This is a genomic window from Arthrobacter sp. FW306-04-A, from assembly GCF_044358315.1.
Taxonomy (GTDB): Bacteria; Actinomycetota; Actinomycetes; order Actinomycetales; family Micrococcaceae; genus Arthrobacter.
In genome coordinates this window covers 4,287,129-4,313,239 of record NZ_CP084559.1, presented here as the reverse complement: position 1 = coordinate 4,313,239, position 26,111 = coordinate 4,287,129, and the positions used below count along the sequence as shown (strand labels likewise).

General features: G+C 63.6%; 28 protein-coding genes. 16 read left to right on the top strand and 12 right to left on the bottom strand.

The annotated features are described in order from the left end of the window. Positions 1–3: 3 nt before the first annotated feature. The 8 genes from pcaG to LFT43_RS20100 all read left to right on the top strand — a co-directional run bounded on the left by pcaG (position 4) and on the right by LFT43_RS20100 (position 6,742). Entirely contained in the window at positions 4–585 is a 582-nt protein-coding gene (gene pcaG / locus LFT43_RS20135; RefSeq protein WP_395799909.1) for a protocatechuate 3,4-dioxygenase subunit alpha, read from the top strand. Next, positions 582–2,027 carry a lyase family protein gene (locus LFT43_RS20130; protein WP_395799907.1) on the top strand — a complete coding sequence of 482 codons (1,446 nt, stop codon included), beginning with the start codon at positions 582–584 and terminating at the stop codon, positions 2,025–2,027. Before pcaG ends, LFT43_RS20130 begins: the two co-directional genes overlap by 4 nt. Beyond that, complete coding sequence (locus LFT43_RS20125; RefSeq protein WP_395799905.1) at positions 2,020–2,835, top strand: alpha/beta fold hydrolase; 816 nt, start codon at positions 2,020–2,022, stop codon at positions 2,833–2,835. The genes LFT43_RS20130 and LFT43_RS20125 overlap by 8 nt, the downstream gene beginning before the upstream one ends. Then, the gene (pcaC, locus tag LFT43_RS20120; protein ID WP_395799903.1) at positions 2,832–3,284 is read left to right on the top strand and encodes a 4-carboxymuconolactone decarboxylase; all 453 of its coding nucleotides are present in this window, start codon (positions 2,832–2,834) and stop codon (positions 3,282–3,284) included. Before LFT43_RS20125 ends, pcaC begins: the two co-directional genes overlap by 4 nt. Beyond that, positions 3,281–4,495, top strand: a complete 1,215-nt coding sequence (locus LFT43_RS20115) for a thiolase family protein (RefSeq protein ID WP_395799901.1) — start codon at positions 3,281–3,283, stop codon at positions 4,493–4,495. The genes pcaC and LFT43_RS20115 overlap by 4 nt, the downstream gene beginning before the upstream one ends. 6 nt (positions 4,496–4,501) lie before the next feature. Next, positions 4,502–5,161 carry a 3-oxoacid CoA-transferase subunit A gene (locus LFT43_RS20110; protein WP_395799899.1) on the top strand — a complete coding sequence of 220 codons (660 nt, stop codon included), beginning with the start codon at positions 4,502–4,504 and terminating at the stop codon, positions 5,159–5,161. Position 5,162: 1 nt separating this feature from the next. Continuing rightward, entirely contained in the window at positions 5,163–5,834 is a 672-nt protein-coding gene (locus LFT43_RS20105; RefSeq protein ID WP_395799897.1) for a 3-oxoacid CoA-transferase subunit B, read from the top strand. 86 nt (positions 5,835–5,920) lie between these two features. Then, the gene (locus tag LFT43_RS20100; protein ID WP_395799895.1) at positions 5,921–6,742 is read left to right on the top strand and encodes an IclR family transcriptional regulator C-terminal domain-containing protein; all 822 of its coding nucleotides are present in this window, start codon (positions 5,921–5,923) and stop codon (positions 6,740–6,742) included. 42 nt (positions 6,743–6,784) lie between these two features. Here the strand turns inward: LFT43_RS20100 and LFT43_RS20095 are convergent, their stop codons facing one another. Together LFT43_RS20095 and LFT43_RS20090 are read right to left on the bottom strand one after the other, a co-directional pair. Next, positions 6,785–10,468, bottom strand: a complete 3,684-nt coding sequence (locus LFT43_RS20095) for a hypothetical protein (RefSeq protein WP_395799893.1) — start codon at positions 10,466–10,468, stop codon at positions 6,785–6,787. Between the two features lie 103 nt (positions 10,469–10,571). Further along, on the bottom strand, positions 10,572–11,183 hold the full coding sequence (locus LFT43_RS20090; protein ID WP_395799891.1) for an NADPH-dependent FMN reductase: 612 nt from the start codon (positions 11,181–11,183) through the stop codon (positions 10,572–10,574). 336 nt (positions 11,184–11,519) lie between these two features. Here LFT43_RS20090 and LFT43_RS20085 point away from each other — a divergent pair, with 336 nt between their 5' ends. Then, positions 11,520–11,855: a hypothetical protein gene (locus LFT43_RS20085; RefSeq protein ID WP_395799889.1), complete on the top strand. Its 336-nt coding sequence runs from the start codon at positions 11,520–11,522 to the stop codon at positions 11,853–11,855. 398 nt (positions 11,856–12,253) lie between these two features. Here LFT43_RS20085 and LFT43_RS20080 read toward each other — a convergent pair whose 3' ends face one another. Continuing rightward, complete coding sequence (locus LFT43_RS20080; protein ID WP_395803191.1) at positions 12,254–12,529, bottom strand: AAA family ATPase; 276 nt, start codon at positions 12,527–12,529, stop codon at positions 12,254–12,256. 225 nt (positions 12,530–12,754) lie between these two features. On the opposite strand from LFT43_RS20080, the gene LFT43_RS20075 reads away from it, so the two are divergent. Continuing rightward, positions 12,755–13,771, top strand: coding sequence for a DUF6454 family protein (locus LFT43_RS20075; RefSeq protein ID WP_395799887.1), 1,017 nt, complete (start codon positions 12,755–12,757; stop codon positions 13,769–13,771). A 358-nt stretch (positions 13,772–14,129) separates the two neighbouring features. Here LFT43_RS20075 and LFT43_RS20070 read toward each other — a convergent pair whose 3' ends face one another. Then, entirely contained in the window at positions 14,130–14,777 is a 648-nt protein-coding gene (locus tag LFT43_RS20070; RefSeq protein WP_395799885.1) for a nuclease-related domain-containing protein, read from the bottom strand. 475 nt (positions 14,778–15,252) lie between these two features. On the opposite strand from LFT43_RS20070, the gene LFT43_RS20065 reads away from it, so the two are divergent. Then, on the top strand, positions 15,253–16,056 hold the full coding sequence (locus tag LFT43_RS20065) for a hypothetical protein (protein ID WP_395799883.1): 804 nt from the start codon (positions 15,253–15,255) through the stop codon (positions 16,054–16,056). 85 nt (positions 16,057–16,141) lie between these two features. Here the strand turns inward: LFT43_RS20065 and LFT43_RS20060 are convergent, their stop codons facing one another. Next, a complete protein-coding gene (locus tag LFT43_RS20060) occupies positions 16,142–16,888 on the bottom strand; it encodes a hypothetical protein (RefSeq protein WP_395799881.1) in 747 nt (248 codons plus the stop codon). Between the two features lie 702 nt (positions 16,889–17,590). On the opposite strand from LFT43_RS20060, the gene LFT43_RS20055 reads away from it, so the two are divergent. Together LFT43_RS20055 and LFT43_RS20050 are read left to right on the top strand one after the other, a co-directional pair. Next, positions 17,591–17,713 (top strand): hypothetical protein, encoded by a 123-nt coding sequence (locus LFT43_RS20055; protein WP_395799879.1) that lies wholly within the window; start codon positions 17,591–17,593, stop codon positions 17,711–17,713. Continuing rightward, positions 17,713–18,345 carry a hypothetical protein gene (locus LFT43_RS20050; protein WP_395799877.1) on the top strand — a complete coding sequence of 211 codons (633 nt, stop codon included), beginning with the start codon at positions 17,713–17,715 and terminating at the stop codon, positions 18,343–18,345. Before LFT43_RS20055 ends, LFT43_RS20050 begins: the two co-directional genes overlap by 1 nt. A 385-nt stretch (positions 18,346–18,730) precedes the next feature. Here LFT43_RS20050 and LFT43_RS20045 read toward each other — a convergent pair whose 3' ends face one another. The 3 genes from LFT43_RS20045 to LFT43_RS20035 form a co-directional block, all read right to left on the bottom strand. Further along, entirely contained in the window at positions 18,731–19,126 is a 396-nt protein-coding gene (locus tag LFT43_RS20045) for an STAS/SEC14 domain-containing protein (protein WP_395799875.1), read from the bottom strand. 157 nt (positions 19,127–19,283) lie between these two features. Continuing rightward, positions 19,284–19,826: a hypothetical protein gene (locus LFT43_RS20040; RefSeq protein ID WP_395799873.1), complete on the bottom strand. Its 543-nt coding sequence runs from the start codon at positions 19,824–19,826 to the stop codon at positions 19,284–19,286. Then, a complete protein-coding gene (locus LFT43_RS20035) occupies positions 19,732–20,247 on the bottom strand; it encodes a 4-oxalocrotonate tautomerase family protein (protein WP_395799871.1) in 516 nt (171 codons plus the stop codon). The genes LFT43_RS20040 and LFT43_RS20035 overlap by 95 nt, the downstream gene beginning before the upstream one ends. Positions 20,248–20,640: 393 nt before the next feature. Between LFT43_RS20035 and LFT43_RS20030 the strand changes: the two genes are divergently transcribed. Continuing rightward, positions 20,641–21,177, top strand: coding sequence for a type IV toxin-antitoxin system AbiEi family antitoxin domain-containing protein (locus LFT43_RS20030; RefSeq protein ID WP_395799869.1), 537 nt, complete (start codon positions 20,641–20,643; stop codon positions 21,175–21,177). Further along, positions 21,174–22,037, top strand: a complete 864-nt coding sequence (locus LFT43_RS20025) for a nucleotidyl transferase AbiEii/AbiGii toxin family protein (RefSeq protein WP_395799867.1) — start codon at positions 21,174–21,176, stop codon at positions 22,035–22,037. Before LFT43_RS20030 ends, LFT43_RS20025 begins: the two co-directional genes overlap by 4 nt. Here the strand turns inward: LFT43_RS20025 and LFT43_RS20020 are convergent. The 3 genes from LFT43_RS20020 to LFT43_RS20010 form a co-directional block, all read right to left on the bottom strand. Further along, a complete protein-coding gene (locus tag LFT43_RS20020) occupies positions 21,973–22,731 on the bottom strand; it encodes a DUF6338 family protein (RefSeq protein ID WP_395803189.1) in 759 nt (252 codons plus the stop codon). The genes LFT43_RS20025 and LFT43_RS20020 overlap by 65 nt on opposite strands. Before the next feature lie 41 nt (positions 22,732–22,772). After that, positions 22,773–22,946 carry a hypothetical protein gene (locus LFT43_RS20015; RefSeq protein ID WP_395799865.1) on the bottom strand — a complete coding sequence of 58 codons (174 nt, stop codon included), beginning with the start codon at positions 22,944–22,946 and terminating at the stop codon, positions 22,773–22,775. 284 nt (positions 22,947–23,230) lie between these two features. After that, positions 23,231–24,397 carry a DUF4238 domain-containing protein gene (locus tag LFT43_RS20010; protein WP_395799863.1) on the bottom strand — a complete coding sequence of 389 codons (1,167 nt, stop codon included), beginning with the start codon at positions 24,395–24,397 and terminating at the stop codon, positions 23,231–23,233. Positions 24,398–24,621: 224 nt separating this feature from the next. Here LFT43_RS20010 and LFT43_RS20005 point away from each other — a divergent pair, with 224 nt between their 5' ends. Next, complete coding sequence (locus LFT43_RS20005; protein WP_395803187.1) at positions 24,622–25,521, top strand: aminoglycoside phosphotransferase family protein; 900 nt, start codon at positions 24,622–24,624, stop codon at positions 25,519–25,521. Between the two features lie 252 nt (positions 25,522–25,773). Here the strand turns inward: LFT43_RS20005 and LFT43_RS20000 are convergent, their stop codons facing one another. Next, a complete protein-coding gene (locus LFT43_RS20000) occupies positions 25,774–26,106 on the bottom strand; it encodes a hypothetical protein (protein WP_395799861.1) in 333 nt (110 codons plus the stop codon). Between the last annotated feature and the right edge of the window lie 5 nt (positions 26,107–26,111).

Genomic DNA, 26,111 nt, shown 5'->3' with positions numbered 1-26,111 from the left:
CACATGAGCAAGTTGATCCCCACTCCCGGCCAGACCGTTGGCCCGTTCTACGGCTACGCCCTCCCCTTTAATAAGGACAACGAACTCCTTGCCCCGGGCAGCGCCGGAAGCATCCGCCTCCAGGGCACTGTGTACGACGGCGCCGGGGAAGCCATCCCGGACGCCATCCTCGAGATCTGGCAGCCGGACGCCGATGGCAACGTGGTCCAACGCACCGGCTCCCTGGTCCGTGACGGCTACAGCTTCACCGGCTGGGGCCGCGCGGCGGTAGGCAACACCGGCGTCTACACCTTCACCACGGTCAACCCCGGCCCAACTTCCCCAGTCCCCGGAAAACCAGGAGCGGCTCCGTTCATTTCCGTCGCCGTTTTTGCGCGTGGCCTCATGAACCGCCTGTTCACCCGCATCTACTTGCCGGAAAACGAGGAAGCGCTCGCGGCCGATCCACTGCTCAGCTCCCTCGATCCCGAGCGCCGCCAGACTCTCATCGCCCGGCGAGATGCGGATGGCGGGCTCACCTGGGATCTGCGCCTGCAAGGCGGGAACGAGACTGTTTTTCTCGACTTCGAAGGCGCCTCCCGATGAGCCTCGACGGCGATTTCGGGCTGCTCAGCCCGGTTTCGGCGTCGTCCGCCGTGGCCGCGCTGACGGGTGACCGTGCGGTCATCGCGGCCATCCTCGACGTCGAGGCCGCTTGGGCAGCCGTGCTCGAAGAGGCGGGCCTGGCGCCCGCCGGTTCTGCCGCGGTCGTCACCGAGGCCGCCGAATCCTGGGCCTACGACGCCGCTTCCATCGCCGAACGCGCCCAGGGCGGCGCCAACCCGGTCATCCCGCTGCTTGCCGACCTCCGGGGCAGGGTCAGGCAGCTCGACGCTGAGCATCCCGGCGGGGCCATCGGCGCGCTTGCCGCCGTGCACACCTCCCTGACCAGCCAAGACGTGCTGGATTCGGCGTTGATGCTGCTCGCGCGCCGCGTAGTTTCCGCGCTCGTCGCCGAAGTAAGAGGCACGACGACGGCGCTCGCCGGCCTTGCGGTACAGCATGCGGACACGCTGTGCGTGGGCAGGAGCCTGACGCAGCATGCGCTGCCGTTCACCTTCGGGCTCAAAGCGGCGCAGTGGTTTCACGGTGTGGCTGCCGCGGCCCGTCGTTTGGAGTCGTTGGAGCTTCCGGTGCAATTCGGCGGAGCTTCCGGCACTCTGGCGTCCGGCACCGTGCTCACGGGAGGCTCGCCGTCGAGCCCCTTCGACTTGGCAGATGCCCTGGCCGGGAAGTTGGGCCTGGCTCCCGTCCCTGGGCCTTGGCACACCAACCGTTTGGCCGTCACTGCCCTCGGCGACTCCCTCACGGCGCTCACGGACTCCTTCGGCAAGATCGCCTCGGACCTGCTGTTCCTCAGCCGCCCCGAGGTTGCCGAACTAGGTGAACCCCTTGCCGCGGGTCGGGGCGTCTCCTCGGCCATGCCGCAAAAGCAAAACCCGGTGTTGTCCGTGCTGATCCGCAGCACGGCGCTTCAGGCTCCCGGGTTGGCTGCGCAGCTGCACCTGGCAGCGGCCAACTTCAACGACGAACGCCCCGACGGCGCCTGGCACAGCGAATGGCCCGCCCTGCGCCAACTTCTCCGCTTGGCACTTGGTGCAGCAACCCAGCTCCGCGAGCTTGCCGAGGGACTCCGAGTCTTCCCCGAGGCGATGCGCCGCAACCTGGAAATCTCCGGGCCGTTGCTGCTCAGCGAGGCCGTGGCATCCTCGGTTGCTCCGCTCCTCGGCGCGGACAGGGCCGAAGCGAAGGCCCGGCTGCAAGCCGTCGTCGACGAAACCCTCCGGTCACCAGCGGCAGAACAATCCCGGATCTACACCAAGCTTCTTCGCGAGGCCGTGCCAGCGAGTACGTTGTCCAACGAGGAACTGCGGGCGCTCTTGGACCCAGCGAACTACGTGGGCGAGGGCGCTGAGATCAGTCGCCGCATCCTGGCCGCCTACCCGGAGTTTTCACACACCAATCCGAAGGGAACCGATCGTGGCTAAGCCCAACGTCAAGGCGGTGTTGCTGTCCCCGCAGCGCACCCTGGGGGAGAAACCCCTCCTGGTGGTGGGCCCCTCGCTCGGAACGTCCACTGTGCTGTGGACCGAGACGGCAGCCCTCCTCGGCGACGACTTCGACGTCATCGGCTGGGACCTTCCCGGCCACGGTGCCTCGCCCGCGGCGTCCGAAACGTTCAGTGTCGCCGAGCTGGCCGACGCGGTGGTGGACTTGGTGGATTCGATCGCTCCCGGCGCCGTGTTCCACTATGCCGGGGACTCCCTGGGCGGCGCTACGGGGCTGCAATTGGGCATCAAGCACGGAGAACGGCTTAAAAGCTTGTCCGTGCAGTGCACCGGAGCGAAGCTCGGCACGCCGGAGGGGTGGCTCGAACGCGCCGAAACCGTTCGCGCGCAGGGCACCGCGGTGATGATCCAGGGATCAGCCCAACGCTGGTTCGCTCCCGGTTTCATGGACCGCCAGCCCGTCATCAGCAGCCGCCTCCTGCACGCACTGCGGGACGCCGACCGCTTCAGCTACGCCTTCTGCTGCGAGGCCCTCGCTGCTTTCGATGTCCGCTCCGAGCTCGGCAGCATCACCGTCCCCACGCAATCGCTGGCCGGCGTTGAGGACACTGTTGCGCCGCCGTCGTTCGCTCAGGAAGTGGCGGACGGCATCAACTCAGGGATCCACACAGGCGGCGGCACTGCAGTCGCTATAGCGCTCGACGGCGTCGGGCACCTTGCGCCCGCGGAGGCGCCAGCCGTCGTCGCGGACCTCATGCGGACGTTCATGATGGAGACCGGAAAATGAGCAACGATCCTTCGCAGGGCGCTGACAAAAACGGCGCCGACAAAAACGGCGCTGTTCAGCGCGACGCCACCTCGCAGGAAATCTACGACGCCGGCATGGTGGTCCGCCGCGAAGTGCTCGGCGATGCGCACGTGGACCGTGCCAACGCCAAGAAGGATTCCTTCACCGAGGACTTCCAGGACATGATCACCCGCATCGCTTGGGGCGGCATTTGGACCCGCCCGGGCCTCACGCGGCAAGTACGCTCGGCCGTCACCATCACGGCCATGGTGGCGCACGGGCACTGGGAAGAACTGGCCATGCACATCCGCGCCGCCATCACCAACGGCCTGAGCAGGGACGAGATCAAGGAAATCCTGCTGCAGACCGCCATCTACTGCGGAGTTCCCTCCGCGAACACGGCATTCAAGACCGCGCAACAGGTCTTCAGAGAAATGGATAACGCATGAACCAGGCCTATGTGTACGACGCCGTACGCACCCCCTTTGGAAAGTTCGGCTCGGGCCTTGCCGGGGTGCGCCCGGATGACCTCGCGGCCCACGTGGTGCGCGAAGCCGTGAGGCGCGCACCTGGTTTGGATGTTGAGCGCATCGACGAGGTGGTGTTCGGCAACGCCAACGGCGCCGGCGAGGAGAACCGCAACGTCGCCCGCATGGCCACCCTCCTAGCCGGGCTCCCGACGTCGATCCCCGGCACCACGGTCAACCGCCTCTGCGGCTCTTCCCTGGACGCCGCCATCATCGCCTCCCGCCAGATCAATGCCGGCGACGCAGAGCTGATGCTGGTGGGCGGCGCCGAATCCATGAGCCGCGCACCGTGGGTGCTGCCCAAGACGTCCAAGCCGTACCCCTCCGGGGACATGACCCTGGCCTCCACCACACTGGGCTGGCGCCTGGTGAACCCGGCCATGCCCAAGGACTGGACCATTTCCCTGGGCGAGGCCACCGAGCGCCTGCGCGAGAAGTACGGGATCACCCGGGAACGGCAGGACGAGTTCGCCGCGGCCTCGCACAACCTCGCCGCCGCGGCGTGGGATGAGGGCTTCTACGATCAGTTGGTGACACAGGTTCCGGGCACGGAGTTGGTCCGCGACGAAGGCATCCGGGCAGGCTCCACGGCGGAAAAGCTCGCCGGACTCAAGACCGTGTTCCGGCCCGAGTCTTCGGGGCCGGAGGGCGGTACCGTCACCGCGGGGAACGCTTCGCCGCTTTCCGACGGCGCCTCCGCGGCCTGGATTGGCAGCGAAAGCGCCGCCGGACTGCTGGGCCTGGAACCGCTGGCACGCATCGCAGGCCGCGGGGCGCACGGGAACGATCCCCAGTTCTTCGGCTACGCGCCCGTGGAAGCGGCTAACAAGGCCCTCGCGAAGGCGGGCATCGGCTGGGACCAGGTGGGCGCCGTCGAACTTAACGAAGCCTTTGCCGCGCAGTCCCTGGCCTGCATTGATGCGTGGGGAATCGACCCCTCCATCGTGAACCGGCACGGCGGCGCGATCGCGATGGGGCACCCGCTGGGCGCCTCCGGCACACGCATCCTGGGCACCCTGGCCCGCAGCCTGGAGGCTTCCGGTCAGCGTTGGGGTGTTGCCGCGATCTGCATCGGCGTCGGGCAAGGCCTGGCTGTGGTGCTCGAAAACGTCACTGCTGGAGTTAAGGGCTAGAAGACCATGCTGAAATTCATTGACACAGTTGGCGAAGCAGTCGCCGGCATCAAGGACGGCTCCACCATCATGATTGGTGGCTTCGGCAATGCCGGCCAGCCGTTCGAACTTATCGACGCGCTGCTGGATTCCGGCGCGACGGACCTCACGGTGGTGAACAACAATGCCGGCCAGGGCGATCAAGGCCTGGCGTTACTCATCAAGGAAGGGCGGGTCCGCAAGATGATCTGCTCCTTCCCTCGGCAGTCCGATTCCTGGCATTTCGACGCCAAGTACAAGGCTGGGGAAATCGAGCTTGAGCTCGTGCCGCAAGGCAACTTGGCCGAGCGTATCCGGGCTGCCGGTGCCGGCATCGGCGGTTTCTTCACCCCCACCGGCTACGGCACAATGCTCGCGGAGGGCAAGGAAACCCGGCTGCTGGACGGTAAATGGCAGGTGTTCGAGACACCCATCCACGCCGACGTCGCGCTCATCAAGGCGCTGAAGGCCGACGGCAAAGGCAACCTCGTGTACCGCAAGACGGCCCGGAACTTCGGCCCCATCATGGCCGCGTCCGCCAGGCACACCATCGTCCAGGTGTCGGAGATCGTTCCGACCGGCGCCTTGGATCCGGAGAACGTGGTGACCCCCGGAATCTACGTCAACAGCATCGTGAAGGTGGCCTGATATGAGCACCCAAACCTCAACAACACCCCTCGGCCGGCTTGAGCTCGCGCGGCTGGTGGCGCGGGACATCGCTCCAGGCTCCTTCGTGAACCTCGGCATCGGGCAGCCCACGCTCGTCTCCAACTACCTCACCGAAGATCAGAACATCACGCTCCACACGGAGAACGGGATGCTTGGCATGGGCCCGGAAGCCGAGGGCGAGGAGATCGACGGCGACCTCATCAACGCCGGCAAGATCCCCGTCACCGAACTCCCCGGGGCTTCGTATTTCCACCACGCTGATTCCTTCGCGATCATGCGCGGCGGCCACCTGGATATCTGTGTGCTCGGCGCTTTCCAAGTCTCCGCGTCGGGCGACCTCGCCAACTGGCATACCGGGGCACCGGACGCCATTCCGGCCGTCGGAGGGGCGATGGACTTGGCCACCGGGGCCAAGGATGTGTTTGTCATGATGACGCTCCTGACCCGCGACGGCGTGTCCAAACTCGTCGGCACCTGCAGCTACCCGCTCACCGGCGTGGGCTGCGTGACCCGCGTGTACACGGACAAAGCCGTCTTCCTGATAGGGCCCGACGGCGTGACCGTGCGTGAGACGTTCGGCTGCACCTTCGAAGAACTCCAAGCGCTGGTGCCGGTCCCACTGAAGGCGGCTGGCGCCGTCGTCGGCGTCTAAACGGGAGCGCGAACTGGCAGCAGATGCCCTCTGGAAACACTTCAGGGGGCATTTGGTGCCAACTCGCGCCAATAAGATTGGTAACCATGACCGACGCAGCAGTAGCCGGAGCACCCCAGACGGGTTCTCCCCAAGCGAGTGACCAGTACGTGCAATCGCTGGCACGCGGCTTGTCCGTGATCCGTGCTTTCGACGCGGCCAACCCCGTCATGACGCTCAGCGAGGTGGCGGCGCGCACCAACCTGACGCGTGCCACGGCGCGTCGGTTCCTGCATACCCTGGTGGAGCTGGGCTATGTCCGCACGGACGGCAAGACCTTCGCGCTCACCGCGATGGTGCTGCAACTTGGCTATTCGTACCTGTCGGCGTTGTCCCTGCCGCAGCTCGCGCAGCCGCACCTTGAAGAGCTCTCCCTGAAATTGGGGGAGTCGACGTCGGCGGCGGTGCTGGATGGCGCGGATATCTTCTACGTGGCCCGCGTGACCACGCGCCGGATCATGACGGTCGGCATCTCGGTGGGTACCCGCTTCCCGGCCTACGCCACGTCCATGGGTAGGGTACTTCTGGCCGGCCTGACGCAGCAGAAGCTGGACGAATACCTCTCCTCGGTGGAGTTCAAGGCCCTGACGCCACGGACCATCACGTCCCGCGCGGAACTTCTGGCCGAGCTGAACCGCGTGCGCACGCAAGGATGGTGCCTGCTGGACCAAGAGCTGGAACTCGGGCTTATGTCCGTGGCAGCCCCCGTGCGCAACGCCGCGGGGAAAGTTGTGGCCGCAGTCAACGTCTCGCTCCAGGCCCAAAACGTCGCCGCGCACCCCGAGCCCGCGGCATACATCGACTCGGTCCGCCATGCAATCCTTGATACCGCTGGGCTGATTTCGGCGGATATTGCCGCCAAGCATTGAGCCTTGGGCAAGTTTCGGCAGCCCTAGCGCCAAGGGCGGCGCCTACAGCCAGAGGCGCGTCACTCCCGTGAGGCCCTGGACTTGGACGGAAGTGGTGCTGCTGCCGGTGGTGCCGTTGCCGAGTTGACCCTGCGCGCTGTAACCCCACGCGCGGACCGTTCCATCGCTGAGCAAGGCGAATGCGTCGTAGATGCTGCTCGCGATCGAGTTGACTCCGGTGAGGCCCTGGACTTGGACCGGGGTGCTGCTGTTTGTGATGGTGCCGTTGCCGAGTTGGCCATACCAGTTGGCACCCCAGGCCCGGACTGTCCCATCGTTGAGCAGGGCGTACCCCGTGATTTCACTGGCAGCTACGGCCGTCACTCCGGTGAGGCCCTGGACTTGGACCGGGGTGCTGCTGTTGGTGGTGGAGCCGTTGCCGATCTCTCCGTAGCCCCCGAAACCCCAAGCCCAAACGGTGCCGTTGCCCAGCACTGCGTAGGCCGTGCCACCGTTGGCCGTGAAGGACACGGTTCCGCTGAGGCCTGCGACCTGGACCGGGGTGTTGCTGTTGGCCTTGGTGCCGTTGCCCAGTTGGCCATAACCGTTGTAGCCCCAGGCTCGGAGGGTCCCGTCAGCCAGGAGAGCGTAGGCCGTGCCGTAACTGGCGGCGATGGACGAGACTCCTGTGAGGCCGGTGACCTGGACCGGGGTGCTGCTGGCGGTGTTGGTGCCGTTGCCCAACTGCCCCGACTGATTGCTGCCCCAGGCGCGAACCGACCCGTCATTCAGCACAGCGTAGGCGGTGCCTCCGTTGGCAGTGATCGAGGTGGCCGTGCCAACCCCCTGGACTTGGACGGGGGTGGTGCTGTTGCTGGTGGTGCCGTTTCCGAGCTGGCCGGACGAATTGTCTCCCCAAGCCCACACCGTTCCGTCGCCAAGCAGGGCGTAAGCGGTACTTCCGCTGGCGGTGATGGATAAGACCCCTGAGAGTCCAGTGACTTGGACGGGAATGCCGCTGTCGGTGGTGGTGCCGTTTCCGAGCTGGCCGAACCCGTTTCCGCCCCAGGCCCACACGGTTCCGTTGATCAGCGCGGCGTATTTGGTACTCGCGCCTTGGGCTCCAGCGAACACCCCGGTGAGGCCTGGGATGCCGACTGGCGCGCTGCTGAAGGAGGTTGTGCCAGTGACGCCGAGTTGGTGGTTATAGTTGTCGCCCCAGGCGCGGATGGTTCCGTCCGCAAGCAACGCGAACGCGGTCCCTCTGCCGGCCGTAATCGAACCGACTCCGCTGAGGCCTTGCACTTGGCCGGGGGAGTTGCTGCTGGTGGTGGTGCCATTACCGAGTTGGCCGGATTGGTTGAGTCCCCAGCTCCGAACAGTCCCGTCGCGCAGCACGGCGTAAGCAACCGCGTTATTGGAATCCCCTTTGTCAGCCGTGATGGAGGCGGCTCCGGCGAGGCCCTGAACCTGGACGGGGATGTTGCTGTTGGTGACAGTGCCGTTGCCGAGCTGTCCGGACTGGTTGGAGCCCCAAGCGCGGGCAGTGCCGTCGCCCGAGACCGCGTATGCGGTGCCTGCGCTGGCCGTCATGGACGTGACGTTGCTGAGGCCCTGGACGCGGACCGGGGTGTAGCTCTCTGATGTGGTGCCGTTGCCGAGCTGGCCGCTTGCGTTGGCGCCCCAGGAACGCACGGTCCTGTCGGACAGGAGGGCGTAGGCGTTGTAGTTGCTGGCGGCGATCGAAGTGACGCCGGTGAGCCCTTGAACTTGGGCAGGGGTGTTGCTGACGTTGGCGGAATTTCCGGTGCCAAGCTGCCCCTTCGAATTGTCGCCCCAGGCGCGGACGGTTCCGTCAGCCAACAGTGCATAGGCGCTGAAGTCGCTGGCCGTGATCGAGGTGACGCCAGTGAGGCCCGCGACCTGGACCGGGGATCCACTGCCGCTGCCGGTAGCTCCATTGCCGAGCTGACCCATAAAGTTGGCGCCCCAGGAACGGACAGTTCCGTCACTTAGCAAGGCAAAGGCACCATAGTACGTGGCCGTGATGGAGGTGACGCCCGTGAGGCCTTGGACCTGGAGTGGTGTGCTGCTGGAGGTGATGCCGCTGCCGAGCTGGCCGGACGCACTATCGCCCCATGCGCGGACGGTCCCATCGTTCAGAAGCGCGTATGCTGTGCCCCCGTTGCTCGAGATGGAGGTGACTCCGGTGAGGCCTGGGACTTGAGCGGGGGTGCTGCTGTCCAAAGTGGTTCCGTTGCCAAGCTGCCCGGACTGATTGCTCCCCCATGCCCGCACCGTCCCGTCGGTCAGCAGCGCATAGCTGGTGGATCCATCCCCGGCGAAAGACCTGACTCCGGAGAGGTCCGCGACGGCCGCCGCAGTGGCGAGGTAGGGTGTGGTGCCGTTGCCGAGCTGGCTGGACTGGTTGTCGCCCCACGTGAGGGCGGAACTGGTTGACGTTCCGGCGAGGAAGTAGCCCGCGACGTCGGCGATTAGCTGGGTGGCGCCTGCCGAGCGGTTGAAGAGGGTGATTTTGCCGTCGGAGCCAACCGGAACAGTGACGGAGCCCGGGATTGTCTGGCCGCCCGCGAAGTTCACGTTGGAGGCGTTCGGCCGTGTGGTTCCCGATGCGTAAGCGGTGATGAAACCGTACGACTGCGGGCCGGTGACGGTGAGGTTGAACACGGCCGCCGCGGCATTGACGGGAATTCCGTTCACGCCGCCGACCCGGAAGGACACTGTCCCATCCGGGCCTGCTGGCGTGCTGGGGCGCGTATCCAGGAGCCGGGCCGGGGTCACCGGGACGAACGCGCCGGGCGTGCTCGGGGCACCGCTGAGGTAGTAGCCCGCGACGTCGGCGATCAGCTGTGTGGCGCCTGCGGAGCGGTTGAAGAGGGTGACTTTGCCGTCGACGCCGACGGGAACGGTGACGGAGTTTGGAACCGTCTGGTCTGTTGCGAAGTTGATGTTGGAGGAGTTTGGGCGTTCAGTTCCGGAAGCGTAGGCCGCGATGAACCCGAACGAGGTGGGGTCCGCGACGGTGAGGTTGAAGGTCACTGCGGAGACTGTTGCCGGGATCCCGCCTACCCCGCCTACCTGGAAGGACACCGTCCCGTCCGGGCCCGCAGGTGCGCTGGTTCGGGTGTCCAAGAGTCTGGCCGGTACCACCGGGACGAACGCGCCGGGTACAGTCGGCGTGCCGGGGAGGTAGTAGCCCGAGACATCCGCGATGAGGTTGGTGTTGCCGGAGGACCGGTTGAACAGGGCGACTTTGCCGTCGGCGCCAACCGGGACGGTGACCGAGTTCGGCACGGTCTGGCCAATCGCGAAGTTCACGTTGGAGGAGTTCGGCCGGTTGGTTCCTGAGGCGTAGGCGGTGATGAAACCAAACGACTGCGGGCCGGTGACCGTGAGGTTAAAGGTGACCGCTGAAACCGAGGCGGGGATCCCGTTGACGCCGCCCACCTGGAAGGAGACGGCAGAGTCGGGGCCCGCGGGCGTGCCGCTGCGCGTGTCCAGGAGCCGGGCGGGTGAGATTGGAATGAAGGCGCCCGCCGCCGTCGGCCTCGCCGAGGTTCCCACGACGGCGATCGGCGTTATCGCGGAGCCGCCCGTAACGGCTGCCCCGGCGCCCGGCGCCGCCAGCCCGGACATCACAACCAGGACGCCCAATGCCGCAGCCACGCCAGTGGCTCCCCGCCTTAGCCGCGCACGCAAAGAAACCATGGAATCCTCGAAAGACATGGCTCCCGATGATGGGCAAGCCGCTACTGATCCTCGCGAAAATTACCACACAGGTGGATCCAGGCTCGGCTGCGGCGCGGGATTCCCAGGGGAAAAGCCAACATCACCGCGTCAGCTTGGCGCCGTCCGGGTGTTCGTCGCCAATGTGCCCGGGAGCGTTGGCGGCCAGGACGCGTTGGACGAACGCGCTGTATTCCTCCATGTAGTGGCGCAGGAGGGACGCGGTGCCTTCGTCCCGGACGGATCCGTCCTCGTTGTAGGACGCCGGATCGAATTTGACGTAGGCCTCCGGGGCGTTCAGTTGGGGCGCGTCGAGGAAGCTCAGGACGCTGCGCATGGAGGACTGCATCACGGCCGTACCGATGCTGCCGGGAGATGTGCCGATGATGCCCGTGGGCTTGCGGGCGAAGGAGTTGGTTCCCCAGGGCCGGGATCCCCAGTCGATGGCATTCTTCAAGGCGCCGGGGATGGAGCGGTTGTACTCGGGGGAGACGAACAGGATGCCGTCCGACGCCGCGATCGCATCCTTCAACGCCCGGCCTGCAGGCGGGAAATCGGCGTCGTAGTCCGAGCTGTAGAGGGGCAGGTCCTTAATGGGAATCTCGGTGAATTCGAGCTCCTCCGGCGCTACGCTGATGAGCGCCTTGGACAGGACCCGGTTGATGGATCGGCTTGAGAGGCTGCCGACGAAGTATCCGATCTTGTACGTGGCCATGGCATGTCCTTTCCGACGGCGCGGCCGGAACCGGCTCATCGACGGTGCGGTAACTGGAGGCTCCCAGCCCACAGCGAGCTTAGTAGAGCAGTCCGAAGATGGGAATGGCCGGGCACGATGTATGGATATGCCAACACCGCATAGAGTCTGGATATTCATACATGGAGCCAGGGGTGCCATTTCCTTGAAAATGGCGCGTCCTATCAATGATGCCTGCAACTTCTCGAGAAATTACCAAACGTGAATAGAATCCTGATTTATGTTTTTGTTGCCTTTGTCGGCTGGGCCGGGTCTTACTGGGGACGGTACAGGTTTCCCTTGAAGAGGGGGTCGCGGATGGACAGAATCCTTGGCGTGACCAACGTCCTCTGCAACGCGGGCCTCTGCCTCCTGGCGACCATTCTTCCCCTGACGACCGATTTCGTCGGAATACCCTCGCTGGCCTTCATCGCGGCTGTGCTCTTTCTATCGTCGTTATTCCTATATCGCATCAAAGTCATGGACCTGCGCACCAGGCTCGCCAGCAACGACGGACGCAGGGCTCTTCCTCCCGATGCTCAAGGCAAAACGAGGTGGCCCTATACGGTGATCTACGTTCTCGGATATGCCTTCATGGCTATATACATCGCTACCATCAACGGGACCGTCCCCTTGGAACCAACTCTTCGCTAGGGAGGACTACCCCCACACCCCGATTGATCCGGGTCGCAGGCTGGCAACCCAACAAGACGTCGGGAGGTCCCGCGGCTCCGGTCAGCCACATAATGGAGACCGTTTATAGCCGTCCAGCCGGGGGCGTCTTGTCCTTCCCCCAGGGGCAGGTCGTAGAGCGCTGGGAGGCGCCCCCGGTAAGCGATTCTTCAACGTAACAGTCGCGAGTCCACTTCGCGGGGTTTTGCCTTTATCTGAAGAAGTTGGGCGAGCTCCGGGCCGGGTCGGTAGCGGCGTGCACTAAGCGCACTGCGCCCCCGATCGATATCGGGAGCTGGAGGAAAGCGCGGCCCATGCTGAGGCTGTCTGCGCAGGCAGCCCGCCCTGCGGCTTCCCTGCTCACAGCTTCGACGGTGACGTCATGCCCCGGAGTGGAGGCGGGTGCCAACGGGTGCGGCGCTGCCGGCCAAGATGAACCGTTCGCCGGTCGAGTCGCTGTCGACGAGGCGGCGGACCCGGTCCCAGACCTCGGGGACATGTTGCCATTCATCGATGAGTACGGGGGTGTCTACTCTGCTCAAGTAATTGGGATCTGCTTGGATCAACTGCCGTATTTCGGGGAGGTCCAAGTCGAGAATTGTCTTCGCTCGCTGCCTCCCAGTGGAGGTCTTCCCGATTGCGCGAGCCCCATCGATGGATACTAGTCCACCATTATGAGCGTTTCCAAGCTACCATTTTGAGCGCGACTACTCCACCGTTTTGAGCGCCCGCTCGCGCTCTAAACGTCCCGCAAGCGGTTCGGCTAACGGACCCTTTATTGGGCCCTCCCGCAACCTGTCGTTCACCAACCCGCTAAGAGGGGTTCATTACCGGGAAGTAACATGGGGAGCCCTTAGGACCCAACCACTGAGAGGCTCCCTATGAGCACGACTCGTACCCGAGGCATCCTCACGGCCGCCGCCATCATCTTGGCCGCGTCCGCACTCGGCGGCAACGCTGCCGCCCAGGCCGTCGGCAACAATAACCAGCAGGACGGCAACAACGCCGACTCCGGCAGCCACAGCGAAACGAACGCGGCCCTGGCCGATGACTTCAACGGTCTTGACCGGAACACGAACTGGCAGCAGACATCAAAGCTGAAGCTGAACTTCCCGACATACCACACCGAGGGCATCGCCTACAGCCAGGACCACATCTTCCTCTCGGCCGTCCAGATCATCGAGCCGACCAAGAAGTTCCCCACACCTCAGGCCGGGTTCGACCGCACCCCGGGCAAGGGTATTGGCCATCTCTTCGTAATGGACAAAGCCGGCAACCTGCAAAAGGACATCATCCTGGGCGAAGGTGACATGTACCACCCGGGTGGCATTGATTTCGACGGCACCAACGTTTGGATCCCCGTGGCCCAGTACCGGCCCAACAGCAGTGCCATCATTTACCGTGTCGATGCGAACACCCTTGACGTCCACAAGCAGTTCGAGGTCAAAGACCACTTCGGCGGCATCGTGATGGACAAACGGACCGGCCACCTGGTCGGGAACACCTGGGGCTCGCGCCGGTTCGCCGAATGGGACCTGCAGGGCAAGCAGCTCTCCACCTGGGATAACCCGAACTTCTTCATCGACTATCAGGACTGCCAGTACGTCCCCAACTCCAAGATGCTCTGCGCAGGGATCACCAACCTCCCCCAGACTCCGGCAGCCGGAGGCACCTACGAACTCGGCGGCATGGCGATGATCGACCTGAAATCCCACAACGTGATCCGCGATGTTCCGTTCCAGCAATGGTCCACGGCCGGGCACGTCGCCACCCGCAACCCGTTCAAGATGACCGCCGATGGGAACCACCTCACCATGAAGGTTGCACCCGACAACGGCGACGAGGGCAACGGCACCGAGATCCTTACCTACGAAGCCACCGTCACCCCCGCCAAGTAACCGACGGCACGCCGCGACCGGCCCTGGGTCTGCTGGTGTGCCCGGATGGTTCACAGCCGCCGTGCCCGTGCTGGGCGCCTTCCTTTTTGTCTGCTGGTGGGTGCCGCCGCCAACGCCCGCCGCCACCGCGGTACTCGGAAGCTGAAAACTACTAAAGGAAACCACCGGTTACGCCGTTTTTGAGATAGTCCACTCTCGCATAGGCGGCGATTGGAATTACGCTGCGTACGCATGTAACACCCGGGTGGGACACTTAGCGATAAATGGCGGTCTTTTCGCGGCGCTATTTATCGCCCGGCGGCCCGCAAGGGGATCCCTTAGCGTGCTTCCGAACAGCTTCGAACATAGACACCTGACGTCACGCCGGCTTGAACCGCGAGGCTACCGACTCACGCGTCCTCGCCACATCAACGTCGCCGGCTGTCTGCTCCATAAGCACTTTGGCCAACCGTTTCGGCCAGAGCACGTGAACGCCACGAGTCGAGAACGCGCCCCCGATCAGGGGCCAGTCTGCTTCGATGAAGCACAGCGCCCCGGTGACCGGAACATCCCCGACGAGGTCGCGCACGACGTCGACCTGTTTGAGCACTCCATCAACCAGTTTCGCGCAATCACGGCGGCCCACGAGGAGCTTCTCGACGCGTGGGCGAAGGATGCCACCCTCGATCTTCAGCTCGGGTCGTCCCTTGTACCGCTTGGCATCGATCACCCAGATTCCACCGGGAGTGATGGCGATGTGGTCGATGTTGGCCTTCGAGCCGGGGATGCGTCGGTCGTGGAGGACAGCCAAGCCATCGGTGGCCAGGGCATTTAGCCGAGCGCCGAGGCGTTCCTCACCGATCGCACCCTGGTCCCAGGACTTGGTGTGCTGCTGCTCGTCGGAGAGGGCGACTGCGAGGCCGCCGAAGCGACCCCACTTCTCGCGAAGCTTTTCCTCGTCCTTCGCCTTGCGGCGCTCATATTCGCGCCGGGCGGACGAACCGGCTACTCCGGGCTCAGTGGACAACGACGCATCACAAGGTGGTTCCAGGTCGGAGGACACGGTTTCCGCAGCCCCGGTGGCACATCCCAAACAGCGGACAGTCTTCGTCTCGCTCTCATAGATCGCTTCTGTCCCGGCCGGAAGAGAGGCACCGCACAGCCGACACGCTCCGGCGTACCGGAGCCTCATCTCCTTCATGAGGATGCACTTTGCATCACAGGCGCGGACCCAGTCTGCTTGTAGATCACGGCTGCGGTTAGGCTGCGGTTGCGCGCTGTCATGGCTCAATCCTCACCCACGGCAGGAACTTTTTCTGGGTGTGCCGCGCGTAGCCGCATCCAAAGACCTCTCGAACTGTCCCAGTGAAGGATCCGTGAACGGGATCTGATCGGGAGCAACTGCACATGCCGTTGGTGGAGTTGTCCTCGGGAGCAGGCGAGTGGCTTCCGCAGGCCAGCCGGCCCTAGAATCGCCTTAGCCAATGGCAAATGGGGGATCCATGGACGGAACAACGCTGCTCGCACCTGGACTACAGGTGCGCGCCTCGAAACCGTTCGGGGACAGGCCGGCGCGCGACGTCGATGCCCTAATGGCGCAACGGATCCGCAGTGCACGGGCGCGGACCGTGTTCGTGTCTTTCGCCTTCATTCTCGCAGCGCTCACGCTCTGGCACGAAGGCAAACCGGTCTGGGGCTTCTGGCCCCAAACGAACGCCATTATCACGAGTCAGGACGAATTCGAGGGAAGATACGGGAAAGCCTGCAATCTCGGTCTCGCCTACCCCGTCGACAACCAGCAGGTGCGCAGTCGCGCCACGGTTTCCAAGCGTTGCGCCGAGGCGCCCCCGATCGGGACGACCGTGACTGTCCGCCACGACCAGTTCGACTACGGGTGGGTCGAGATTCGCGGCTACCCCGGGCCGACGTGGATCTGGGTGATGGGCCTGAGCGTGATCATGTTCACACCCCTGGCCCTGCTCGCCCTGTACGTCGGGGTCGCCTGGCGCCGTGTCCTCGCCGTGCGACGGCTCAGGGATGCGCCCTGGTTCGAGATCACGGGGACGGTCCGGGCGAGCAGCCTGGCCGCCCAGAATCTTCTTCGCCTCAGTCTCCAGCCCACTGAGCCTGGTCAGCCTGAGGTGGACCTCCTCTTCGGGATCAGGCCGATCTCCTTCTTCCCACTCCCCACAGTGGGGACCTCGTTCTCGGTGCGAATCGCCGGCACGGGCACCGGAAAGGTCCTCGTTGCGCTCCCCGGTCACACGGGCGAGGCATTCGGGACGGTCAGCGCAAGGAGACTCTGATGTGAGTGGGCTGCACCTGAGGTTCGGATGAGGATCCGTTACCACACAAATCGATGCCACGTCAGACTCAGCCTGCGCAGCTCATCTAGAGCAGCAGCAGGCCGTCGGTTAGCGACTTCCGCAGCCGCTCGTGTCTGTCTCCCAAAGGCCAGCAGGCAAAGCCGCCGTTCCGGAATATCAGGTTTAGATACGACACAAACGACATGTCATTCTCAGCGGCGAAGACGCCGTCAGCTCCACCGTCCGGGACTCGGAATCCAAATGGCGCACCGCCGCTGACGTTTGCCTTATGCAACCGATCAGGCGCAACCGGCAGCACGAAAGACCCAACAGCCGGGTCGTCCCGAGCTTCCTCTGCCCAGGCCTCGTGCTCACTGATGAAGTAGCTGGAGATCGATTCCCCGGAATACCTTGTTCCCTCCAGCTCGATCACAAGCGGATCCGCCGCGGATGACTCGCCCCATCCCGGATGCGTGCCAACCAGCCACACATCGCCAACAAGCCGGATCCATGACGACAGAACCAACGGCACGGGACCGAACCGCTCCTCCAACCAGGCCGCAAACTGTGAAGCACGGACGCTCGCCGGCTGGAACGGAACGACCGGAGTTCGCGCATCATCGTTGGAATGGAAGACATACTCCTGCGATTGCAGGCGATTCACCAGGAGCTCGATATTGAACCGGACCCGAAGAGCCATCTCGTCGCACACAGCCTGCGCCTCTGTCAGCACGCTCGGGTCACGCACATTCGACCCAAGCCGCCCCAGTTCCGACCACACGCGTTCCCGATCGCCCTGCCGGTATCGGTCCGCCCAGCCCCCAACGCTCATAAGCAACGATTATCCACACCCGGGCCCGTATCTCGATGATTGAACCAGTTCCGGAACCTGCTCGCATGCACGGGAATGCACGCTGAGGGATCCTGGTGTGTGCGGCGGCCGTCGTCACTGGGCCGGCGTGCTCGCGAGACACGGAGCACGCCTGGGTGCCTTCCCCGGGTTCCGGCAGGACGCTGCTGTCATCCTTCGAGTTGTTTCGCGTAGTGGGCATGGCCTCCGCCTCATCCGATGCTCGCCACGCGGGTGAGGAGCCCGTGCGCGTGAGCGCCCGGTAAAGGATCCTCCACCAGGACCGGGGACTGACCGTTTCGGTGACGGGGCCGCCGCCGCGGCGCGACAACAGACGAGTGCCAGCCGGATCATGCCATTGCGCGTAGCTCGAACTCATTGGGCACACGGAGCTGTCCGGAAAATGGGCGGATTGCCGCCTACCCTCGGATTCCCAGCAGCGTGAGAAAACAGAGGACCGTCGACGTGAAGCCAAATGGGGAACTCATTGGGTCACTCCTTCGGCACTTTGCTTCGCCAGCGCTCCTTTCAATTCTCCTCACCTCCCACCAGCGTGCAACCTTCCTCTGGGCGGGCAGGATGGCTGCTCGCCGGGCTACCATCCTTGAGCGGGACGTCACTAGGCCCATTGACCGGCTGGGGCCGGTAGTGCAGGCTGTGATGACATCAACCGGAAGGGGCTTGATGAAGTACCCGCGCACCTCGGCCGCCGCCGCGGCCCTTCTCGGGTTCGCCCTTGTTGGGTGCCCGGGCACAGTGGACGACTTCGTCGTGGCACTCAACAGCTCGTCACCGTCGCCTCACTGATGAGGGGTGAGATCATACGCAACTCACGCCAGCTGGCGCTTATCGGACTCATCGCCGCCACGTGCGGAGCCATTGCCTCCTGCGGCGAGCCCGCGCAGACTCAGCCTCGGGTCGACCCCGCCATGCCGGCCCCGATGAGCTCCGCCTTACCCGACTTCTCGAAGCAAGGTCCTGCGAATCACGCGGCCTCCGTGGTGGCTAACAGCATGGCGCCGAGCCTCAAGAACGAAGCCAACTTCGTTGGCCTGCGGATCACGGCGGAGGGCCTTGAGGTGATCCTGTCAGGGCCGCCCACGAAGGCCGAGGATGCGCTCCTGAATTCAACGAAGGCGACGACGCCCGCCATTCTTGGCGCCAGCCACGCCGATCCATCGATCGTTGTGCCCATCTATGTCCGAACGGTTCCGAACTCCTTGGGCGTGCTTCTAGACCTCACGCAACGGCTCGCGGCGGATGCGCCGTCGTGGGCCGCGCGGGGCATTACGTTCAGCTCCTTCGGGCCGGACGTCGTGCAAGACGTAGTCGTGTTGCACCTGCAGATGTATACACCAGCCGCTGCCGAAGAGCTCGAGAAGGCGTACGGTCCACTTCTTGTCGTTTCGACCGAGAGCCAGACTGTGAGCCCCGCCTAGTAGTGGTCCGCCGGTTGCTATGGGGCCCGAACGCCTGGATGGCGAGCATGCTCAGGGTCACCTTTGTACCGCCGGAGTGTCCGGTAACGGATCGGTTAGTGAGACCCCATTCATGGCCTGAGCTCCGCAAAATGTCCCGATGTGTACGCTATCCCCATGAGCAAGGTGACCTCAGAGGGCAGTTTGTGGCGACGGATCCTGCAGGCGCTGAGAAACTTATTTGCAGACGGGGGGCCATTGGCCCCTGGATGGGGCTTGGGCAGACGGAAGAATCAATAGGCCATCTGATGGCGCAGCCGTGAGGCCTGGCCGTCGAGGTCTCCCAAGTTTGTATTCCGTCGGCTGTCCCATAGGACGAACCTTCATGCTCGAATTATTTCCTCGGCTAGACAGCGGAGTTTTCCAGCGCATGCGGAACCGGCAACCGATTCAGCCATTCCCTGGCGTCCTCGACGGACGTGAAGTATCCGTGCGGGCATTCCTGCTCACGCAACAGGGCCGCGGCCGTCACCCGGTCGACCACTGTGGCCCCGACCAGTGCCACGGCGGACACAAACCGCGTCCCCAGCAGCGTCGCTCTGGCGCCGGGACTCATGCACACGTCCACGACCTCGACGAGCATCGGCTGCAGCCGGCCTCCGGTCACGCCCCGGATGGCTGCGACGACGGCGTCAGCGTCGTCGGCCGACACCGGTGAGCCGGGTGCCCACCGCAGATGGAAGGTACCCTCCGCATCCACATTCAAGATTGCGTTTGTGCAGGTCAACGCGATTTCCACCATGACGGGCTCCCTTATTCCTCAGATGAGGCTAGCGGATCCCGCGGCACAAATGTGATTTATTCAACAATTTCGTGGCCGTGGACTTCTCGGTGGACAGCTTCGCTCAGGATGCAGCATTGGTCCCTCTGACCCCGAGCAACCGAAAATCGCCGCCATTCTATTGGGCCGTAATTCTCACTCCAGCGACGGCCCCCGTCCAAGGACCATTCGGGTCGTGTCGCATCAGCGCTGCGGCGACGTATCCTTCCTGCAACTCGACAACCTGCGACAAAACGCCTGAGCAATCAAGATCGAGCGACAACGGATCCTTCGACCCCGGGCGGGAGAGGAAGACCTGTACATTCTGGATCCCCACACAAGCCGCCTTGACGGTGTACCGGCCGGCGGTTGTCACTTTTGCGGTTTTGCTGAAACCGACCCCTGGTCCGTCGGCAGGGCCGGAGTCGTCAAGAAGCACGGCACCTTGGGCCACTGCAAGGCGTTTCTCCAATTCGGCGTAGTTGTGCGTTTCGGCATCCAGTATCTCCGGGCCCTTCGTCGACGCAGCAGGCGCGGGGCGGCTGCTGCGCTGGACGGTTGCCGTCTGCACCGGATCACCCACACCCTCATAGGTGCAGGCTGCCAGAACAACGACCAGCAGCATGCCCAACACCGTCGCAGCAGCCCTGCCGACTAGTCTCGTTCCCCCACGACCTGACATGGGGCGAGTCTACGGTCCGTTCGCCGAAAGGCAAGTCGCACCCGCCCCGATAGGGTTGCGAGCCCAAAGTGGCCAAGAACGAGCGGTCCATATCGCTGCACGGGACCCGCGCAGCCCTCAGGACCGTTGGCTGAAGAGCGGCCCGTAAGCGGATCCTCGATCGGGCCACTCCGGCGATCGGGCCGACGGATTTCCAGCGGGTATTGCGCCGTTCCGGTTCAGCTGGATTCGTTCTGTCCTGACTCCGCCAGGGTGATGCCGGCGACAGACCAGTTCTCGTGGGGATCTCGTTCAAGATCACCCGGATCGTGTCGGGACGGATTTCCATGACCTCAGCGTAAGTGGCCGTGAGCGCAGCCAGCAGCTGACGCTTTTTTTCAGTGGAGGATGGGGATGCATTGAGAACCTGAATGAGGGGCATGCACAGATTGTGGCATCCGCCACGGAGGAACGAGTGGATTCTGGCTCCTCCGCGGCCTGATGCGTCTCGAAGTGAGCGACGTGCGCTACAGTCCGCTAGCGAACGCTGAGGGATCCCTCACTGGGAATCTGTTTCGGTCGCTCCTTCGGGCCAATGGCGAGCTGGGGTTCCGGTCGAGTAACGCTCCTCCTAGTAAGTCTGTAAAAGGGCCTTCTGAGCTGGCACATGCTGCAAGGGTGAAGTACATCAAAATTGTGCAACTTCGATCGTTCGGTAGTCGGGCACCGATCCCGGTGGCGTGATGTCAAGATAATACCGTTTTCGGTATAGTTCTGACCGTTCAAGCCACTTTAATGGATGGCCAAACAATACCGTTTGCGGTAGAGTTTTGACATGAGAACAACCTATCGAGACGTACTGCGTGAGATCGCCTACGACAACCATGGCTATGTCACCACCGCGGATGCAGTGGGCGCTGGCGTGCCCGCCGTAGAATTGCCAAAGCTCACCGCCCGCGGCGGCCTCGATCACGTCGGATACGGTCTCTACCGTATGACTGACATCCCGCCGAACGACGATGATCAGTTCGCCGAAGCGACCTTGCGCGCAGGAGACGACGCCTACCTTCGCGGAGAAGCCGTCCTCGCCCTCCTGGGTCTAGCGGACGTGAATCCTACGAAGATCACCGTGGGAACTGTCCGTCGTGTCCGCCGCGCAATGCCCGCTCATGTGAAGCTCACCCAGGCGCCGGCCGGAACGAAGGTTACACGCTACCGCGGGATCCGCGCCCAGCAGCTCAGCGAGGCTCTCCTCGAATGCCTGGGCCGGGTCCCCGGCACGCGACTGCGAGATGCGGCAGTCAAGGCCCGTGCTGAGGGACTGCTGACTACGGCGGAGTGGAACCGTGTGCGCAAGGAGCTCGCCGCATGAGTTATGACACCCCGCCTCGTAACCTCACCGCTCTAAACCAGCGAATGAAGAACTTAGAGGGAGACGAAACCCTCGCCCTTCGCCGGCGGACGACGATGGCTCTGGTCGTAACCGGACAAATGCTTCCCGAGGGTGCGGTGAAAGGTGGCAGCGCGATGGCGCTGCGGTACGGCTCCAGTACAAGGTTCACCCGCGACCTTGACGCCGCCCGCACAGGAGGCCTGGCGACATTCCGCGCCGACTTCGAAGAGCGCCTCCGGAAAGGGTGGGGTGGGTTCACTGGACGTCTGGTCGAGCGAAAAGCCCCGAAACCCGCGGGAATTCCCGCCTCGTACGTGATGAAGCCATTCGATGTGAAGCTCGACTACGAGGGGAAGCCGTGGTGCACAGTGCCCTTCGAACTCGGTCACAACGAAATCGGTGACGCTGACGATCCCGAGTTCGCTCTGGCGCCCAGCATCAGCGAAATGTTCACCGCTGTGGGCCTCCCCGCTCCAGACCCGGTGGCGGTAATGCCCGCAGACCACCAGATCGCCCAAAAAATACACGCGTCCACCGTGTCCGGTAGCGACCGTGCCCGAGACCTCGTGGACCTGCAACTCCTAGGCGCCCGCGAGCAGCTCGACCTCGCGATGGTCCGGGCCACTTGTATTCGCTTGTTCGACTACCGAAAGGCTCACGCCTGGCCTCCGTCAGTGGTCGAGGGCGCGGGCTGGGTGACCCTCTACGCCGAGGCCGCCGAGGGCCTAGATGTCGTACCTGGTGTCGCTCCCGCCATCGAGTGGCTGAGCAAGTTCATCGCCCGGATTGACCAGGCCTCACCAAACGATCAGACGTCACTCTCTGAAGTCCTTCCTTGAGACCGTACATGACGGAGAAGCCCTCGATCTCCGGGCCCTTCAGCACGATGGCTATGTGTGGAATCTTCGTGAGGGGGCTTGTGAGGCTGGGTGAATAGGAGATGGGTTTAGTGAGCACGAGTTCGCGGTTTGCTACCTCGTGTTCGGTGCTGAAGCGACCGACTTTTCCCATCCAGACGGCGCCTGATTTCATGAGTGCCGTCGCGAAGGGCTCGTGGTCCACTGGTGTCTGCACGCTGAACACCTCGGACCAGATGGAATGGGTCGTTTCGAGGCCATCACGCTTTGGTTTGACCCGCTTGGCCCGTTGGGGTCGTATGCGGTCGGCTAACTTGGAACAACACAGCCGTATCCGCTCGTTCAACTTGGACTTGCGCCACTTCGCCGCAATCTTCGGTTGGAGTCGATGGATGAAAATAACAACCGTGGCACCAGCGGTAATGTAAGCGACAAGGCTGGCGAAGAGCGGGGCTGCGTGGCTTCCTGCATACTGCGGGTCTCTCTTCAGAAGCGCGGTGAAGTCGGGCGGGTCCCAAGGGGTCAGGCCACACCAAACAATGAAGGCGGCGGCCGCCGCGACAATCCCGATACCGATTGAAGCAACGAGGGCGCGGCTCACCTCGTAGAACGGTGATTCTTGCGCTCGGGTGAACCGGCGGCTGCGCTCAAGCTCGTAGTAGAACCCCGGAGCCACAGCCAAGAGAAAGACTATGACTCCGAGGACTGAAGTCGGCACTATTCGCTGTCGGAGGAGTCCGCGGTCAAAGTAATCGGGCTGGTCATCTGAGCCATCTCAGCTGTCTGGGACGAAGTTGCATCAGGGAACGCGGTGGGCGAGTCAAAGGACTTCTCGACAAGGTTCGGGTTGAGGAGTGCGGCTGGTTCGGAAAGTCTTTCGATCTCGGCCATTTCGCGGTCCTTTCGACAGGTAGGAGATAAATTCTCCCGATGGATAAATTCTATGGTGAGGGACTGCGCATCTCCGAGGTACTCGGGCCCCGGGCAACCGTTCTCTCTGCCGAGAGCCACAAATCATCAACGCCGCGTCTATGGCGGACACTAGACATCACTCGGAGTATGCCCGTTAGCCGGTGGTTCAGCGGACGCCCTGGCGCCCTATAAGGGATGGGTGAGCGGTAGCCTGCTTGGGCCGAACGGATCAGCCTCGGTTGGCTGATTCCTCACTGCTGACTTCACGCTTCGGGTTTTGCAGGACCTTGCGGAGGTGGTGGCACTATGGCGGGCCACCAGGTTGAGACCGGGCGGACCGGGGCGTCGTGCTCACCTGTCCAGCGTCGCTGCGTCGTCGTCCAAAGCACTTCATGACCGTTGCCATCCGTCGGTGGCAACGTAACCATTCGGATGGGGTCCTTTGCCCCGGGAACGTACAGGTTTGCACCGAGCCTCCGGTCAGGGCTTTCGACGAGGTGACGGTGTGCGTTGCCTGCAATGGCCCTGTTTAACTCCAGCGTTTCCCTCCAGTCGAGCTCCACATTGTTGGGGCGCGATACTGGCAGATCCTCACGGAACATGGCAAGAACTTCCCGTGGGCCGAAAGGAAACGCAATGATGGGCGCACGGAGGTATCCGCCGTCATCTGGATGGAGAGCGCCCATGTGTTCGTGCAGGAGGACAACCGGTTCGTCACAGGTCAGCAGAGGTTTGGCCGTGCGGTACAGCACAAGCTGGCGGGAATGGAGGATTTCCGCCATTTTTCCGCCCGCTTCGGTGGACATCAGCATCTCCTGCTCAGCCGCCATGGGTACACTCCACGGATCGGCGTTCACCTGTGCGAAGTAGGCCTCCAGTTCGGAGATCTTCTCGGGGGAGGGGTCTCCGCCTTCTCTGATCAGCAGGGCTTCGATCGCGCCGGGCCGATCCAGCTCCATCGCCTGGTAGTAGCCGGGGCCCATCATCCACCGGCCCCGGAAACGGTAGGAGCGCGAGCGGGTGATTTGGACTCCGAGAAAGTGAAGGAGGTGCGCGTGTTGAATGTCGCTGATGTTTGGCAGGCCGTTCTTGTCGATCGCGGCAAAGACGGCCTTGGCTTGTCCTTCGATTGTGGACAGCCATGTTTCCCATACAACTGGTGAACCACCCTGAAAGGAACCCGCGGGGACGCGGTAGTAGTCCGTTTCGATCAGCGCATTGATCGGTGCGACAGGAAAGCTTTTGTTTATGTCGAGATCGGTGACGAGAATGCGGTTGTTGATGGCCCAGCGTTCCAGATAGAACTTCGGGACCAGGTGGTGCCTTCGTGGCTCTTGCCCCTTTGCGGTCATCGCTGCGGCGGCATCGAGAATCCGCTGTAGCTCAGGGGTAATAGCTGGAGCCGGAGGGTCCTGATCTTGGATGTTCACAGTGGCTGACGCTATCAGCCCCTCTGGACAAAAGGACCCTTTGTGGCAGGTGCCTGGTCGCCGTCTTAAATGTGTGACTTTCGGCGATAAATGGCGGCTTTTTCACGGCACTATTTGGCGCTTGGTGCAGCCCGCTAGGGGATCCCGTTCCGGCCGTCGCTAGGTGGTGTGTAGGGCAAGCCTGCCGGTTGGCGCAGCCCTTTGGGTAGGCTTGGGGGGTGGCCATGCATGAGAGTCAGCTCCGTCTGAGTCGGTCTGAAGCTGTGGGCCTGGTGCGGGGGCTGTTTCCTTCGGTCGCCGAACCGGAAGTCACCGCGGTCGACAGTGCCGGGACGGTCAATTACCTGTACCGGGTGGGAACAGGGTGCGCCGCCAGGTTCCCGATGCAAGGCGGAGACGCTGTCGAAGTCCGCGCAGTCCTTCTCGCAGAACATGCTGCAATGCGCGACTTCGCCGAAGTGAGCACCGTTCCGTCCCCTTTGCCTGTTGCGATTGGTGAGCCCAGCGGAGAGTACCCGCTACCCTGGTCTGTCCAAACCTGGATCGACGGCGAAATTGCGACCCCGGCCTCGGTCGCATCGTCCACGTCCTTCGCGGTGGACCTCGCAGCCCTCATCGCGAGCCTCCGACGGGCGGACACAAAAGGTCGCTCATTCTCCGGCGAGGGCCGCGGAGGGGATCTGGCCGCGCACGACGGGTGGATCGGGCATTGCCTGCAACAGAGCGAAGGGCTCCTGCCGGTGGATCGGCTCCGCCGGGCCTGGACATCGCTCAGATCGCTGCCTCGTCACGGTGACGATGTGATGTCCCACAAGGATCTCATTCCCGGAAACATGATCCTCAGGGACGGTCGCCTCGCGGGCATCCTCGACACCGGTGGATTCGGCTCTGCTGACCCTGCGCTCGACCTTGTTGCCGCGTGGCATATGCTCGATGCCCGTCGTCGAAACATCCTCCGCATCAATCTCGCGATCGGCGACCTCGAATGGAGGCGGGGCGCCGCCTGGGCCTACGAACAAGCGATCGGGCTGGTCTGGTACTACGCCGACTCAAACCCCACGATGAGCGCACTCGGCCGAAGCACCCTCAATCGGCTGCTCACGGATCCGACCCTGAGCTTGTAAAACGACGGTGTCCCGGTGAGGGATCCGACTTACGGGACGTGTTTGATGAAGGAGGACGCCCCTTGATCCAGCCCCTGGCAGTGTTTCTAAGCCTTGGCATGCCGCAAACTGGCAAGATGCCGATAATTGATCTTCCTATTTCTGAACTGGAGCAGGACTCCATCGAACGGAGCCGTCCTCAGCTGGATCCGGACCGGGTGTCCTACTACCTGGAGCATCTGGACGAGTCCACTCCTGTCGTGGCGTTCAGCGTTAACGGCAGCTTGCTGTGTCGACCTCGAGCACGAAGACGCCGTTGAACAGGGCGATAAACTCGGTGAAGTTTCGCGATCCCCCACAGAAGAACGTCACCGCCTCGCGCTGATCTGCGACAAGCACCTTCACCTTGTCGACCCGCCAAAGATGGTGATCGTGAACGGCGAGACCAGTGACGTCCTCCATCGGCGCCCCGGTCTCGGGATCACCCTGGTACGCGAGTTCCCGATCGCCGTGGACGGCGTGGTAACCGCGCCGCGCCAACTCCTCGCACACGGAGGTCTTCCCGGTTCCGGACCCTCCTTCAATGAGGAAGTTTCTCCTGCCCATAGTGA